The sequence below is a fragment of the Mycobacterium sp. ACS4054 genome, from assembly GCF_001667275.1.
In the GTDB taxonomy this organism is placed as follows: domain Bacteria; phylum Actinomycetota; class Actinomycetes; order Mycobacteriales; family Mycobacteriaceae; genus Mycobacterium.
Genome location: NZ_LZHV01000058.1, coordinates 104,549 through 120,111, shown reverse-complemented (window position 1 = coordinate 120,111; position 15,563 = coordinate 104,549). Strand labels below are relative to the sequence as shown.

12 protein-coding genes and 1 tRNA gene are annotated in these 15,563 nt (G+C 66.9%); 7 read left to right on the top strand and 6 right to left on the bottom strand.

Features of this window, described 5'->3' with window-relative positions; translation table 11 throughout:
* The first annotated feature begins 49 nt into the window (after positions 1 to 49).
* Positions 50 to 1,039 (top strand): cation diffusion facilitator family transporter, encoded by a 990-nt coding sequence (locus A5730_RS17015; RefSeq protein ID WP_067902737.1) that lies wholly within the window; start codon positions 50 to 52, stop codon positions 1,037 to 1,039.
* Positions 1,040 to 1,054: 15 nt separating this feature from the next.
* Here the strand turns inward: A5730_RS17015 and A5730_RS17010 are convergent, their stop codons facing one another.
* The 5 genes from A5730_RS17010 to A5730_RS16990 form a co-directional block, all read right to left on the bottom strand.
* Entirely contained in the window at positions 1,055 to 2,131 is a 1,077-nt protein-coding gene (locus tag A5730_RS17010) for a PDR/VanB family oxidoreductase (protein WP_067902734.1), read from the bottom strand.
* A 2-nt stretch (positions 2,132 to 2,133) separates the two neighbouring features.
* Complete coding sequence (locus A5730_RS17005; RefSeq protein ID WP_067902731.1) at positions 2,134 to 3,039, bottom strand: alpha/beta fold hydrolase; 906 nt, start codon at positions 3,037 to 3,039, stop codon at positions 2,134 to 2,136.
* A gap of 19 nt (positions 3,040 to 3,058) precedes the next feature.
* Complete coding sequence (locus A5730_RS17000) at positions 3,059 to 3,967, bottom strand: metal-dependent hydrolase (RefSeq protein WP_067903145.1); 909 nt, start codon at positions 3,965 to 3,967, stop codon at positions 3,059 to 3,061.
* Between the two features lie 16 nt (positions 3,968 to 3,983).
* Entirely contained in the window at positions 3,984 to 7,223 is a 3,240-nt protein-coding gene (locus A5730_RS16995; protein ID WP_067902727.1) for a thioester reductase domain-containing protein, read from the bottom strand.
* Positions 7,224 to 7,635: 412 nt separating this feature from the next.
* Positions 7,636 to 8,622 carry a diacylglycerol kinase family protein gene (locus tag A5730_RS16990; RefSeq protein ID WP_067902724.1) on the bottom strand — a complete coding sequence of 329 codons (987 nt, stop codon included), beginning with the start codon at positions 8,620 to 8,622 and terminating at the stop codon, positions 7,636 to 7,638.
* Between the two features lie 86 nt (positions 8,623 to 8,708).
* Here A5730_RS16990 and A5730_RS16985 point away from each other — a divergent pair, with 86 nt between their 5' ends.
* The 3 genes from A5730_RS16985 to A5730_RS24435 all read left to right on the top strand — a co-directional run bounded on the left by A5730_RS16985 (position 8,709) and on the right by A5730_RS24435 (position 13,610).
* Positions 8,709 to 9,578, top strand: a complete 870-nt coding sequence (locus tag A5730_RS16985) for an oxidoreductase (protein ID WP_067902720.1) — start codon at positions 8,709 to 8,711, stop codon at positions 9,576 to 9,578.
* 85 nt (positions 9,579 to 9,663) lie between these two features.
* Positions 9,664 to 10,578 (top strand): DMT family transporter, encoded by a 915-nt coding sequence (locus A5730_RS16980; protein WP_067902716.1) that lies wholly within the window; start codon positions 9,664 to 9,666, stop codon positions 10,576 to 10,578.
* 1,259 nt (positions 10,579 to 11,837) lie between these two features.
* Entirely contained in the window at positions 11,838 to 13,610 is a 1,773-nt protein-coding gene (locus A5730_RS24435) for a serine/threonine-protein kinase PknH/PknJ (protein WP_082946872.1), read from the top strand.
* Between the two features lie 62 nt (positions 13,611 to 13,672).
* Here A5730_RS24435 and A5730_RS16970 read toward each other — a convergent pair.
* Positions 13,673 to 13,756: transfer RNA gene (locus A5730_RS16970), tRNA-Tyr, on the bottom strand.
* Positions 13,757 to 13,825: 69 nt separating this feature from the next.
* Here A5730_RS16970 and A5730_RS16965 point away from each other — a divergent pair.
* From A5730_RS16965 to A5730_RS16955, 3 genes are all read left to right on the top strand, one after another.
* Positions 13,826 to 14,317, top strand: coding sequence for a YajQ family cyclic di-GMP-binding protein (locus tag A5730_RS16965; RefSeq protein WP_055404229.1), 492 nt, complete (start codon positions 13,826 to 13,828; stop codon positions 14,315 to 14,317).
* A gap of 62 nt (positions 14,318 to 14,379) precedes the next feature.
* On the top strand, positions 14,380 to 14,886 hold the full coding sequence (locus tag A5730_RS24990) for a hypothetical protein (RefSeq protein ID WP_067902712.1): 507 nt from the start codon (positions 14,380 to 14,382) through the stop codon (positions 14,884 to 14,886).
* Complete coding sequence (locus A5730_RS16955; RefSeq protein ID WP_197506281.1) at positions 14,883 to 15,497, top strand: RES family NAD+ phosphorylase; 615 nt, start codon at positions 14,883 to 14,885, stop codon at positions 15,495 to 15,497. The genes A5730_RS24990 and A5730_RS16955 overlap by 4 nt, the downstream gene beginning before the upstream one ends.
* Positions 15,498 to 15,563 lie beyond the last annotated feature (66 nt).

Sequence of the window (15,563 nt, the reverse complement as noted above, 5' to 3'; positions counted from 1 at the left end):
GGGTGGCTTATTATCTGCGTATGCATGCAGGTAAGCGGGCAACACCCGGATGAGCGCGGACGGCGAGCATGGTCACGGGCATGGCCACGGAATTCGCGGCATCCTCACCCACGCCTTGGTCCCGCACAGCCACGACGCGGCCGACAGCGTCGACACGGCCCTCGAATCCAGTGCGACCGGTATTCGGGCGGTCAAAATCAGCCTCATCGGCTTGGCCGCGACCGCGGCCTTGCAGGTGGTCATCGTCGTCGCGTCCGGGTCCATCGCCCTGGCCGCCGACACCATTCACAATTTCTCGGACGCGCTGACCGCGATCCCGCTCTGGATCGCGTTCGCGTTGGGCCGACGCGCGCCAACCCGCCGCTACACCTACGGCTACGGGCGCGCCGAAGACATCGCCGGCTTGTTCGTCATCACCATGATCGCCCTGTCGGCGATCGTCGCCGGCTACGAAGCCGTCCTGCGGCTCATGCACCCCGTTGCCGTCGAGCACGTCGGCTGGGTTGCCGCGGCCGGCGTGATCGGCTTCCTCGGTAACGAGGGCGTGGCGAGCTACCGGATTCGGATCGGCCGCCGCATCGGCTCAGCGGCCCTCGTCGCCGACGGCCTCCACGCGCGAACCGACGGATTCACCTCGCTGGCGGTGCTTTTCGGGGCGATCGGTGTTGCTCTCGGCTACCCCATCGCGGACCCGGTCGTCGGCATGATCATCACGGTGGCGATTGTGGCGGTGCTGTACCGCGCGGTGCGCGACATCTTCCGCCGGCTCATGGATGCGGTGGACCCCAAGCTCGTGGACACCGCCGAAGCGTGCCTAGCCGCCCGGCCCGGTGTCCGCAGTGTGCGAAGCATCCGGATGCGCTGGATAGGGCACCAGCTGCACGCCGACGCCGAACTCGACATCGACCCCCGCACCAGCCTCGAGGATGCCCACCGCATCGCCCACGACGCCGAACACGAGCTGACCCACGCTGTGCCAAAACTCAACAGCGCGCTCGTTCACGCCTATCCGGCGCACCACGACGGTCAGGACGGTTAGTTCCGGCCCGCCCCTCTAGGCGTCGATCACCACGCGATCACCCTTGGCCCGCGACACGCAGACCAGCATCTCGCCCTCGCCCTCATCGGCGCGGCCACGCCGATCCACCTCCCCGGCAAGCACTTTCACCTTGCAGGTGCCGCAGAAGCCTTGCTGGCACGAGTAGGCGGTCGTCGGGTCGCCGTCGCGCATCACGTCCAGCGCCGACCGGTTCGCCGGGACGGCGAGCACCCGCCGCGAACGGGCGAGTTCGAGCTCGAACGGGACTCCGTCGACGACGGGCGGCGGGCCGAACCGTTCGTAATGCAGTGGCGCGTCAGCGTGTTGGTCGCGCAGCACGCGCACCGACTCGAGCATGGCGGTCGGGCCGCACACGTAGACGGCCGTCGCCGGCCCCGCGCCGGCAAGCAGTTCCGAAGCGGCGGGGATGCGGCCGCGCTCGTCGTCGGCCCACACGGTGACCCGCTCGGGCGCCACCGCCAGCAGCTCGTCGAGCAGCGGCATGTACTCCCGGCTGCGTCCGGCATATACGGCGCGCCAATCGATTCCGTGCTGCTGAGCGAGCCGAACCATGGGCAGGATCGGTGTCACGCCGATGCCGCCGATCACGAACAGCACCTCGCGCTCGTCGGTGACGAGATAGAACGCGTTGCGGGGGCCCTCGAACTCGATCGCGTCGCCGACGGCGAAGGTGTCGTGCATCTCGATCGAGCCGCCCCCGCCGTCGGCGATCCGGCGCACCGCGATGCGGTAGTCGGTGCGCCGCCCGGGCGGACCGCACAGTGAGTACTGGCGGCGGCGGCCCGAAGCCAGCCGGACGTCGATGTGCGCGCCCGGGGTCCAGGACGGCAGCAACCCGCCCTGCGCGTCGGCGAGCGTCAGGGCGACCACGTCGGGCGTGAGGACTTCACGCTCGGTCACCACCGCGGTGGTGGTCCGCCGCACCGGCAGCACCCGCGACGGGCTCCACCGCGAGGCCGACGCCAAACCGCCGAAGAGGGTGCCCACCCCCCACAGCGCCGTGTAGAGGCGATCGCGCCTGGGCCGGCCGTACAGGTCGGCGGGTCTGCTACTCCAAATCGCTTGTGCCACGGCTACTGTCCTACGCCAACCGTGTGTTGGTCGACCCACTCGGCCGTGAGCGCGGCGATGACGTCGGGGTACGAGGACACCACCCAGTGGCCACCCTCGATTTCGACGACCCGGCCGTGGGGCGGTATCGAGCCGGTGAACCGCTGCAGGGGCGGCGAGACGAAATAGTCCATGCGCGCCACCAGCACCTGCACCGGCACCTTGGTTTGCGGCAACTGCTTTCCGGGGGCCAGGAACGGCCGCGGCATGTTGGCGCGGTACAGGTTGAGCCCGTTGACGTAATCGCGGATGGACCGGGTGGTCGCCGCGCGCCGCCGGCCGGTGCGGCGGGGCCGGCCGATGAGTTCGACCCCGGCGAACACCGCCACGCTGGCCCGGGTCCAGATCGCCACCTCGGGCACCCCCGGCAGCAGGAAGAACCAGATGTACGTCGAGGCCAACGCCTGCTTGAGCACGTCGAACACGCCGCGGGGCGTGCGGGCGGACCGCAGGAACTTGCCCGCATAGTTCAAGTGCGGGCCCGAGATCGAGGTGAACGAGGCGACCCTGCCCATCACCGCGTCATCGGTGACCGCCGCCCAGGCCTGGATCGACCCCCAGTCGTGCGCTATCAGGTGGACCTGGTCCACCCCGAGGCTGTCGATCACCGCGCCAATATCCGAAACCAGTTGCGGCAGGCGGTATCCCGCGCGGCGTCTGGGCCTGGATGAGTCGCCGGCGCCCCGCACGTCGACGGCCACGAAGTTGTAGCGGCCGTCGAGCGCGTCGGCGACGCCGTCCCACACGTGGTGGTTGTCCGGGTAGCCGTGGATCGCCAGAATCGTCGGGCGCCCTCGATCGATCGCGGAGTGCGCGTGGACGGCCAGGGACACGCCGTCGGCGGCGATTACGTTGGTGGACTGGGTCATTCGTGTGGGCTCCGGATGCTCAGTGCGCCGCGCGGGCTGCCGGTGATCGGGCCAGGTAGTCGACCGCGCGGCCCACCCCGCCCAGTTTGGACGGGTGGAAACTCGGCGTGTAATAGGCGCCGATGACCCGCAGGAACTGGAAGGGACCGGGAACCAGGCCCCGCCGCGCCGCGCTGAAATAGTCGCGCCAGCGCGGTTTGGTGCCCGGCGGCAGATACGGGTCGACCGAGTACATGAACCGCACGCCGCGGACGAACAGCCACAGCAGCGCCGGCGTGATCAGCAGCTGGGTGCGCACCTGCCGCCAGTACCCGGCGCGCAGGTGCTTCATGGTGTCGAACGCGACGGCCTTGTGCTCGACCTCTTCGGCGCCGTGCCAGCGCAGCAGGTCCAGCATCATCGGGTCGGTGCCGAACGCGTCGTGCTGCGGGGTGTCGAGGATCCACTCGCCCAGGATCGCGGTGTAGTGCTCGAGGGCCGCCACCATCGACACCCGCTCGAGCAGCCAGCTCTGCCGTCGCCGCCAACCCCACCCCGGCCGGTCCCCGATGAGCTGGGAGAACAGCCAGGCCATCTGGTCGGTGAAGGGCGTGACGTCGACGCCCTTGGCCGCGAAGTGGTCCAGCACCCCGGAATGGGCCTGGGAGTGCATGGCCTCCTGGCTGATGAAGCCCTGCACGTCCAGCCGCAGCTGATCGTCCTTGATCAGCGGCAACGCGTTCTTGAACGCGTCGACGATGAACTCCTCGCCGGCGGGCAGCAGCAGGTGCAGCACGTTGCAGAAGTGGGTGGTGAAGGGCTCGTTGGGCACGTAGTAGAACGGCAGTTGCGCCCAGTCGAAGTCGACGTCACGGGCCTGCAGGACGATGCGCTCGTGGTCGAGCGCGGCGTCATGCGGACCGGTCGCCTGGTCGTCGACGGTGAACATCATCTACCCCCTTGAGTCAGGCGCTGCGTTGCGCCTCGGCCTCAGCCTCGGTGATTAGGCGCTCACTTCGCAAGAACTGGACGAGATTCTCCACGGTCTCGGTGAGCGCCGGCTCACGCAGGCGGACCGTGGCCAACTCGCGCGCACGTTGGTACCGGCTGTTGCCGTAGCGCTTGTCCCGCATCGCCGCGATCTTGTCCGCCGAGCGGGTCAGGAAGTCAACCAGCGGGTAGATCGGGTCGCGCGGCGTGCACCGGCGGTTCATCTCGGCGGCGAAGGACGAGATGTCGTGGTATTCGAAGCGGTAGCCGTAGCGCTCGGACAAGACCCGGGTGATGTCGGTCATGTTGTAGTACTCGTCCGCGGTCATATTGAAGACAGTGCCGGCGTCGGCGGGCAGGCCCATCAGGGCGACGATGTGATCGGCGATCAGGTCCGCCGGCAGCAGGCTGAGCTGGTTGAGCGCGTTGGCGGCGACGCCGTGCTCGATCATGAACGCCACCGTGCGCACCAGGATGTCGTCGCCGCTGCCGAAGCCCGCGCTGGTCGGTGAGATCAGCGACGGCCGGAAGATGAGCACGTCCAGCCCCTGGCGCTGGGCGGCGAACGCCAGCTGCTCGGCCACCCACTTCGTCTGCGAGTAGCCGAAGTCCAGGGCGTTCATCTCCAGGTTCGCGTCGGACTCGCCGACCACCGGCTTCACGCTCCAGCCATAGATGAAGGTGCTGGAGACCAGGTGAAATGCCTTGCGGTGGGCGGTCATTGCCAGGCGCAGCAGCTCGTGGGTGCCGATCACGTTGGCGGGTCGCAGGGCGTCGTAGGTCCTGACGTAGTTGACCAGGGCGCCGTTGTGGACCACGGCGTCGACGGTCTCGGCCAGCCGCTGAAACCCTTCCTCGCCGAGGCCCAGCTGTGGCTCGGCCAGGTCGCCGCAGACGACGCGCACCCGCCGCCGAACCTCGGCCTCCAGCGCGGGGGACCACAACTTGGCCTTGCGCAGCGACGCGACGATGCGGTCCAGCCCGTGCGCGGGATCCGTGGCGCGAATCAGCGCGTGGACGGTGAACGACGTCCGGCCGAGCAGGCTGCTGACCAGGAACGGCCCCAGGAAGCCGGTCGCGCCCGTGAGCAGGATGTCGGTGGGCGCGCCCGGTCGCGAAGGCGGCAGCGCGGGCAGCGGAAGCTGCGCGTCGGCCCGCATCCGCGCCGTCTCGTACGCCTCGTACTCGGCCGAAATCTTGTCCAGCGCCTCACGCAGCGCGTCCAGCGGTTGCCCCGAGCCCGCACCGAACTGCCGCATGAGCGCGAAGAACTCGGCGACCGTCAGCCGCTGGAGCAGGCGGGTGTTGACCTCCTCGGCCAGCTCCCCGGCGCCGTGCTCTTCCAGCAGGGCCTGCAGGTCGGCGCGCAACTCGGCGAGCGCCAGCGAATCGATGCCGAGGTCGGCGAAGGAGCAGTCCTCGTCGCCGGTGAGGTCGTAGCTCTCGATCAGGTTGCGGAACCGGTCCAGCGGGCCCGGGTTCTCGTCCGGCCGGTCGTGGTGGGAATGGGTGTAGCTCGCCAACACGGGCAGCTCGCCGCCCAGCCAGAGCTGCCGCGTCGAGGATCGCCTGATCTTCCCCGAGGTGGTTTTGGGGATGCTGTGCGGCGGCACGAACGCGATGGTGTGCGGGTCGATATGGCCGTGCCGGCGGATGGCCCGCGCCAGCGCCTTACCGTCCGGCAGCGCGTCGGGGTCGCGCACCTCGGCCACCACGGTCAGCACTTCGGAATCGTCGCGCTCCACCGCGAACGCGGCGACGCAGCCGCCGCGGACCTGCGGGGCCGACCGCTCCACGATGGCCTCGATGTCCGACGGGTAGCAGTTGACGCCGCGCACGATGATGAGGTCCTTGCTGCGGCCGCAGACGAAAAGCTCGCCCTCGTACAGGAATCCGAGGTCGCCGGTGCGCAGATAGCTGCGCTCGGTATCACCCGGGATGCGGGCCGCGAACGCCTCCGCGGTCAGCTCGGGGCGGTTCCAGTAGCCGCCGCCCTTGGACGGTCCGTCCAGCCAGACCTCACCGACCCGGCCTTCGCCGAGGGCCTGCCCGGATTCCGGATCCACGATGCGCACCACGTTGCCGTCGATGGGCTTGCCGCAGCTCACCACCGGCGCCTGGTTGCTGTTCTCCGGCTGCGCCTTCTCGACCCGGGCCAGGTTGCGCTCCAGCGCGCGCTTGTTCAGCGCCAGGGTCTGGCGCCCGCGAAGCGACACGATCAAGGTGTTCTCGGCCATGCCGTAAGCGCCGGTGAGCGCGTTGGGCTCCAGGCCGTAGGGCGCGAAGCGCTCCCGGAACCGCGCAAAGGTGCTGGCGCGCAACGGTTCTGCGCCGACGACGATGCTCTCCAGGCTGCTCAGGTCGACCCCGGCCAGCTCGGAAGTGGGCAGCTTGTCCTCGCGCAGGCAGTACTCGAGGGCGAAGTTCGGCACCGGCGTGTGGGTGGCGCGCACGTCGCTGATAAGCCGCAACCACGCCGACGGCCGCTTCAGGAAGTCCAGCGGCGACATCGCGTGCGTGGTGCCGCCGACCAGCAGGATGAACAGGTAGGCGGAGATCAAACCCATGTCATGGTGTTGCGGGAGCCAGCTGACCAGCACCTCGCCGCCCCTGAACGCCGAAGCGTTGGCGATCACGTTGGCGTGGCTGACGACCACGCCCTTGGGATCGCTGGTGGACCCGGAGGTGTACTGCAGGAAGAGCACCGGCGCGGGCGTGTCCGGGACATGGGCGCCGCCGAACTCCTGCGTGCCGTCGGTGCCGAACCAGGGCAGTTCCGGCGGCCGCTGGGCCTCCGGCCAGGCCGACCCGCCGTCGAAGTGGTTGAGCAGCAAGCGGTAGTCGTACTCGAACTGCTTGGTCGACAACACCGCCTTGGCCTGGCAGTCCCGCGCGATGAAGGCGAGTTTGGCCAATCCCGACTCGAACGACATCGGCAGCGGGGGGCTGACCGGCACGGCGATCACCCCGATGCGGGCGCAGGCGTAGAACGCCGCGACCATTTCCAGGCCGGGCGGGTAGACCAGCAGCGCGCGATCGCCCTGGCGCAGACCGGCTTCCGTCGACAGGTAGGCGGCCAGCTCCCGCGTGCGCTCCGCGAAACTGCGGTAGGTGTAGTGCTCCTGCTCGCGGCCCTCGTCGTCGAGGAAGCGGAAGAGGGTCTTTTCCGGTGTCTGCGTTTCCCGCATGTGCAGGTGATCAATGAGTGTCTCCATGGCAGGAGCCACCCCCTTCCGGGTCCACTATGAGCCATAAGAAGTTTCGTATCAATTGATAACGCCCAATGTAACGCCGTAGATGGCCGTCAAGCAAAGCGAGGAGGAGCATTTTCCGGCATGACACATTAATTTCACAGCATCGGCCAATCCACCGCCGCGAATGGGCACCCGTCAGCTCAGCAACTACGGACTTCAGTATCTCAGTTGCGGCTATTACCTGGGAGTTCTCTCCTGGCGGCCTCCTCAAAGGCGTGGATACTGACTTACGCAATTGCGATAATCATGAATGGCTATCCTTTTGCCTCGAGGCGTTTCTTGTGTCATTTCGTATCCGCACCGCAAAGGGCATTGAGCCGTTTACAAGAACACCATTTCGCGGTCCCCGCTCCGGAACTACTGAGGTACGGACTCAGCCGACCCGGGCGACGCGGATCGGCGGGCCGGCGCGGGCCACCAGCCGGACGACCCCGACGAACCGTTCGCCGTCGATGATCGGCGAGAGGGGCTCCCCCTCCGCCTCGATGACCATTTCGCGACCGTTGACGTCGCGCACGCCGGGGCCCCGCAGCGTGCCGCTGGTGAGCGCCGCCGGCAGCTGCACGACGATCCTCGAGGGCCGGATTTCGCCGGCCTGAAAATGCAGCGCGCCGGGGTTCTCGGCCTTCGGGAAAAGGCGGAACGGCCCCCCGATTCGCAGGTCGATCGCACCCGCGTGGAGCACGCGGTGCGTCCGCGACGGAACCTCCTCGCCGTCGATGACCACCCGGGCACGCGTCGGGGTGAACAGCACCGACGAGTAACTGGAGGCCTGCGAACGGCCGACCTTGGACGCCAGGTAGTCGCGGAACGAGCGGCCGATCACCTTCACAACCTCGCCGCGGCCGTGGTCGGCTTTTCCGTAATACATGTCGTAGAACCGGTTTCCGACTCCGCCGGCGGCCAGCCCGAAGCACAGGCGATGGAACGCGGCGCCGTCCTCGGTTTCGCCGTCGAGTCGCAAGGTGTCGAGATGCAGCTCGGCCGGCGGCCTTCCGGCCTCGGCGGCGGCGGCCAGCGCCCGGACGATGGCGTCGGGGCGGCCACGCACCCGCGCCTTGCGCGCGACGGCGTTGACGCTGCCGCCGTTGGTGGGCACGAACGTCGGCCAGCGCTCGGAATCGCTTTCCCCGCGCTCGATTTCGTTGATCAGCCAGTGCAGCGCGCCGTCGCCGCCGTCCCCGACGAGGTGAGTGACCCGCGGGCGCAGCTCGTCGAGGGTCTTGCCCAGGTCCTCGATCGAGGAGGTCTCGTGCACCTCACCCCACGGGCCGACGATGCGGCGCAATTCCGCGACGCGGTCGCCGCGCGCGCGGCGATTGCGGCGCGCGAGCGGATTGACGATGACCCCCAGGTACATCCGCTCAGATGGGATCCCGCCGGCCATCCCACGCACGATACCTGCGGCGTTCCGGTGGGCGGGATCACGTCGTTAGGGTGGCTGCCATGCCTGGTTGGACCGCAGCGGATCTGCCCTCGTTCGCCGGACGCACGGTCGTGATCACCGGGGCCAACGCCGGACTCGGCGAGGCCACCGCCCGCGAATTGGCGCGGGTGGGCGCCCGCGTCGTCCTGGCGGTGCGCAATACCGAGAAGGGCAAGGCCGCCGCCGATCGGATGAGCGGTGACGTCGAGGTGCGCCAACTCGACCTGCAGGACCTCAGTTCGGTGCGGCGCTTCGCCGACGAGATGGGCGCCCTTGACGTGCTGGTGAACAACGCCGGCATCATGGCCACCAAACACGCCGTCACCGTCGACGGCTTCGAGGGCCAGATCGGCACCAATCACCTGGGCCACTTCGCGCTGACCAACCTGCTGCTGCCCAAGCTCGGCGACCGGGTGGTGACGGTGTCCTCGCTGATGCACCACTTCGGCTACATCAGCCTCAAAGACCTGAATTTTCAATCCCGCCCGTACTCGGCGTGGCTGGCCTACAGCCAGTCCAAGCTGGCCAACCTGCTGTTCACCAGCGAACTGCAGCGGCGCCTCGAGGCCGCCGGTTCTGCGCTGCGCGCCCTGGCCGCCCATCCCGGCTGGTCGCACACGAACCTGCAGGGCAACTCGGGCCGCAAATTCGGTGACGCGGCGGTGTTGGCCGTGGACCGCATCGTGTCCACTGACGCCGACTTCGGCGCCCGGCAGACGCTGTTCGCGGTGTCGCAGGATTTGCCGGGTGACACCTTCGTCGGTCCACGCTTCGGCCTGTACGGCCGCACCCAGCCGACGTGGCGTAACTGGCCGGCCAAGCGGGCGGGCACGGCGACGGCGCTGTGGGAGCTTTCCGAGCGGCTCACGGGCACCGCGTTCCCGCTCTGATGACGCGCTCGGCGGGCGCTTCGCCGTAGCCCGACTAGATTGGTGAGCAAATCCATGCAGCGACGCCCACGCGAGGAGGTAACCCATGTCGGACACTGATATGGCGGCGATCCTTGCCCTCCTTGCCGCGCTCGCGTCGGCGATCGGCAACGTGGTCCGCCAGCGGTCCGCGCAGGAGGTCACCGACAAGCCGGTCGGTCACCTGGCGCTGTTCGGCATGTTGTTGCGCGACAAGCGTTGGTTGCTGGGCGGACTGGGCGACATCGCCAGCTACGTTTTGCTGGCCGCGGCCCTGGACAAGGGCTCGGTGCTGCTCGTGATGTCGCTGCAGGTGACCTCGTTGCTGTTCGCCCTGCCGATCTATGCGCGGATGAGCCGCCACCCGGTCACCCGCGGGGAGTGGACGTGGGCGGTGTTGCTCACCGCGGCGTTGGTGGTCGTCATCGCGGTCGGTGATCCGACCGGCGGCCAGCAACGCGCGGAGGGCCAGGTCTGGCTGATCGTCGCGGTGGCGATGGCCCCGCCGCTGCTGTTGGCGATGGTGGGCGCCCGGATCTGGTCGGATCGCCCGGTGGCCGCGCTGTTGCTCGCGGCTGTCGCCGGTTCACTGCTCGCGGTGTTCGCGGTGCTGATGAAGGGCGTTGTCGACATCATCGAGCACAACCCCGAGCAGTTCTGGACCAGGCCCGAGGTGTACGGCTGGGTGTTCTGCGCGGCCGCCGGCATGATCATCCACCAATCGGCTTACCGCGCAGGCGCTTTGACGGCCTCGCTGCCGACGATCATCGCCGCGAAGCCCATCGTGGGCGCGGTGCTGGGGATCACCGTGCTCGGCGAGACGTTGGACGCCCACGGCTTTGACTGGGTGGTGCTCGCGGTGGCGGCGGTGTTGGTGATCGTCGCGACGGTGGGGCTGGCCCGCGGCGAGGCGGCGACGGTGTCCGCGGGCGCCGGGCGTGACGTCAGAATCGGCGACGAGCCGAAGGTGTCTCCGCTCTAGCGAACCTTGGTGGCAGGTACAGGATTCGAACCTGTGAAGCTTTCGCGACGGATTTACAGTCCGCTCCCATTGGCCGCTCGGGCTCGAGCTGAGACGAGACCAGTCCAGGATGCTGGCGCTGCCGTTCGATGATCGCGTGATATCAGCCGTACTTCGGGCGAACAGGAAACATCGTGCTTGAGAGATTTCTTGCCGCTTGGCCGGAACAGCTGACTGATCACGTGAGGACTGCATTGCATGGGCGGCCTCTGAGCTTCTACGTGGCCCAGGTGGTAACTGGAAAAGTCGTGTCCCAAACGCCGCATGCCACCGTTTTTGGGCTTTTACGCTGAACCGGTGAAGGAAGAGACCGGGGTTTGGTCCGAGGATGGGGCCGGGGGTGATGAAACCGAACAGCTTGCGCCTCCTACCGAAGTGAGATCCGCAGCTTGGTCTGACGAGCAGCGAGAGGACCAGCCGGTTCGGGAGGGCCAATCTTGGAAGCAGGTCGGCTTGATCGCTGCGGCGATCTTCGTCCCTCTTACGGCGCTCGTTGTGATCATCGGTTTGTGGTTGCGAGAGCCCCGCAAGCCGCCAGCACCAGAACCCTCAAGAGTTCAGACACCGACTTCTGTCGCCACCCCGCCGCCGGTGACCGTTACAGCACCACCTTCCGCCACCTTTACGCAAGCGGCACCTCCACCTGCGACGGTGGCAGCTCCGCCACCGGTGGCAGCTCCCCCAAGTCAAGGGAATTTTTTGGTCTGCGCACTCGGCAGTTTGCAATGAATGTCCGTAGCAGTTACCTCAGCCAGGGTGGTCCTGAGGTGACTGCATACAGCCCGGTAACCGGGCAGAGTTACGACATGGTGTGCGCTGTTGGTTATACAGCTCACTTAAGCACTGGCAGGACCGTAGACGCGGTTCGTTGTGTAGGCGGCAACGATGCCGTAGTCATCCTGTGGTGAGGTGGGCAATAGCCCCGTGCGGTGCTGTTGTGGCCTGATGCCATATGCAGCCTCAGCAAGCCGTTAGGGGCTTTCCCTCAGCCTGCTCATAGTGAACCAGCGCTGCCGGAAACAGACGAAAGCGGCTGATGCTGGAATTCTATGGCGCAGCTGACACACTGGCACCTGCCGACTTCGTTCAAAAACAAGACGCAGCTGTCAAACCAGACTCGCGCTGACTGGGCTCACTGACGAGCGAAACGATACGCGTTCTGCCGGTGTGCTATCGCAGGGTCCTATTGTGTCGCTAACTGAGTTGGCGGGGAGGCTCACGTGGAGGGCACGCCGTTCGGGCGATACCGCCTGGTGGATCTGCTCGGCCGTGGCGGCATGGGCGAGGTCTGGCGGGCGTTTGACACTGTCACCGAGCGGACCGTGGCAATAAAGGTCTTGCCAACACATCTCGCCGACGACAACCTATTCCAGCAGCGGTTCCGGCGTGAGGCCAGGGCGGCAGCCGGGCTCGACGAGCCCCACGTAGTGCCCATCTTTGATTTCGGGGAAATCGACGGTCGCCTGTACGTCGCTATGCGATTGATCCAAGGACGTGACCTGCAAGACCTGCTCGGCGACGGCCCGTTCCAACCTGCCTATGCGGTTGAGATCATCGAGCAGATTGCCACTGCACTACATGCCGCTCACCAGATTGGATTGGTGCACCGAGATGTGAAGCCTTCCAACATCTTGGTCACCGGAGACGACTTCGCTTACCTGATCGACTTCGGGATCGCACGGGCCGCCGGTGAGACGTCCTTGACTAGCAGCAGCATCACGGTCGGTACCTGGGCTTACATGGCCCCAGAGCGTTTCAAGGGTGTCGCCGATGCCCGTTCCGATATCTACGCACTGGCGTGTGTGCTCTACCAGTCGCTTACTAGCAAACACCCTTTTCCGGGCGAGAGCCTTGAGCAGCTCGCCACTGCCCACATGTTCGAGCCGCCCCCGCTGCCCTCGATGGTGCAGCAGGGCGTTCCTCAGGCGATGGACGACGTAATAACGACCGGAATGGCCAAAGATCCCGATCAGCGGTACCAAACGGCCAAGGATCTGGCTCAGGCTGCGCGGGCGGCATTAACCACTCGAAAGCAGCCGCAGGCCGACGCCAGCATGGCTGACACCCAGGCAGCCCCTACCAAATCGGCACCGGGGTCACCGCAAACCCACTCGGCCTACACAAAGTCAAGAATGCCTCGTTTGATCGCCGTCGCTGTGGCAGTTGGTGCAGTGATCGTCACCTCTGGCGTCTTCATCTGGCGGCCCTGGGAGCGACAGGCTGCATCGGTGCCACGGGAACCTACTGGTTCTCCGACCTCTCTAGCTCAGGCTCCGCCGCTGGTAACCACCACGACCGCCGTTGCGCCGCCACCACAACCGACGTTGTCCCCCAAGGCAATTGATCAGCTCTTGCTGAGCCCTGCCGAATTGACAAAATTGCTCGGGACCAATGTCACCAAGGACCCATCTGAAGGTGGACCAGGTGGTCCCGGACTAAACTCCTCGTCTTACGGGATGGCGGATCACTCTGACCATGTCACCCCTCCGGCATGTGTCGGCGCGGTTTTCACAGGCGAGCATGACGTGTACGCCGACGCTGACCCAGCGGCTATCAAGACTCAGACCTTCGGAAGCCCGAATGGGATAAACCCCGGTACGCCTCACCTCGTGCAGCAGACTGCGGCAGTGTTCGCTTCCCCCGAAGGGGCTCAGCAGCTTTTAACCACCGCAGCAGGCAAGTGGAAAGGCTGTGCAGGCGTTAGGGTTTACGCGAGCTTCGGCTACGAAAGCGGTGCGGGATTCGTCTTAGGCAGGGTAGTCAGCCAAAACGAAATGATCACGCTTGGAATGGCATCCACGACCAATGTGGGTCCGACTAATGGAGCTGATGCTTGCCAGCAGGCGTTGGGCGTGCGTGGAAATGTCGTCGTTGAGGTCCGGACCTGTGAAGCCCCGACTCTGACCACACCACCAGATGCTCCGAGCCTCGCGTGGGTGGTCCCAGATGCCGAACGGGTGGCCGAAGCGATGCTCCAAAACTTCAAACCGTGATCCTGCAGGGACTTCCAAGCCGTTGTCTCCAAAGAAACGACTCACAAGAGTCTCGATGACCTTGGTGGCAGGTACAGGATTCGAACCTGTGAAGCTTTCGCGACGGATTTACAGTCCGCTCCCATTGGCCGCTCGGGCAACCTGCCGCCAGACAGGTTACAACGAGGGGGTAGACAAAGCACAAACGGCCATCACCGGATGAAGGGACGGATCGAATGGCGGACTCATCGTTCGACATTGTCAGCAAAGTCGAGCGCCAAGAGGTCGACAACGCACTCAACCAGGCCGCCAAGGAGCTGGCCACTCGCTTCGACTTCCGCGGCACCGACACCACGATCGCGTGGAAGGGCGACGAGGCTATCGAGCTGACGTCGTCCACCGAGGAGCGCGTGAAGGCCGCCGTCGACGTCTTCAAGGAGAAGCTGATCCGGCGCGACATCTCGATGAAGGCCTTCGACGCCGGCGAGCCGCAGGCGTCCGGCAAGACCTACAAGGTCAACGGCACCATCAAGCAGGGCATCACCAGCGAGAACGCCAAGAAGATCACCAAGCTGATCCGCGACGAGGGCCCCAAATCCGTCAAGACGCAGATCCAGGGCGACGAGATCCGGGTCAGCAGCAAGAAGCGCGACGACCTGCAGGCCGTCCAGGCGCTGCTCAAGCAGGCCGACCTGGACGTCGCCCTGCAATTCGTCAACTACCGGTAGCCCCATACGTTCGGTTCGTGCAGTAGAATGAACTGCACGAACCGAACTTTGGAGCGAATCCCATGACCACCGTCGCCGAGCTGGCCACCGCGCACGAACGCCTGCGCGAAAGCGCCCGCGCCGTGGGCGACGCGTTGTCGTCGGTCGCCGTGTACACCGAGCCCGCCGTGGCGCGTGCCGTGCAGGCCGAGCAGAACCTGTACGCCCGCATCGAGGACGAGTTCGGGATGCTGAGCAGCACCGACGCCGGCAAACGGATGGGGTCGCGGTCCAGCGCGCCGCGCAACCTGGCCACCACCGCGCACCGCAACGGGGCGTTGGTCGCCGTGCGGCGCGGCAACTACCTGGCCTACCCCGGGTTCCAGTTCGGCCCGGACGGCAAGCCGCTGCCGGTCATCGCCCGGCTGCGCGAGGTCGCCGAGGACAACGGCTGGTCGGAGGCCGGCCTGGTGCAGTGGCTGTGCTCCCCCACCACCTATCTGGACTCCGAGCGCCCCGTCGACCGCCTCGGCACCGATCCGGACCGCGTCGTCGCGGTCGCCGCGGAGGCCATGGCCGTTTCGTGGTGAAACAACCACCCGACCCGTTCGACCCGGCCACCGCCACCCTGCCGGCGGGCCACCTGCTCTACCGCGTGCTCTCGGCGGCGCGCACCGCCACCGACTTCAACCCGGGGATCGGCGCGCGCACCCGCTTCGGCTTCTTCGGCGACCCCGTGGTGCCGATCATGTACGCCGCCGACACCGAGGACGCGGCCATCGCCGAGACGCTGCTGCACGACATCCCGGCCGAGGGCGGGCTGCTGCCCTACGACCAATACGCCGACAAGGTGCTCGTTCGCCTCAAGGTGACCCGACCGGTGCGCCTGGGCGTACTGCACGGCACCGGGCTCCGGCGCCTGAAGGTGACCGCCGCCGAGCTCACGGCGAGCCCGGCCTCCAGCTACGCCACGACCGTGCGCTGGGCCGAAGCCGCGCACGGCGCCGGGCTGGACGGGCTGGTGTGGATGTCGCGGCAGTGCAACGACACCAAGGCCTACGTCTTCTTCGGCGACAGGTGCGGTAAAGCCTTCGACCAGGACCCGACGCACGCGCGGATCTTCGCCAGCCCCGCCGACCAGCTCTGGCTGATCGACCGGTGCGCGCCGCTGCACGTCGACGTGCTGATGGAGCCGGCATAGGGATTGCTGGCCCGGCCAACCGGTGGGTGCCTAATCTGGTGACCAGTCCACGATGTGAGCGAGGTT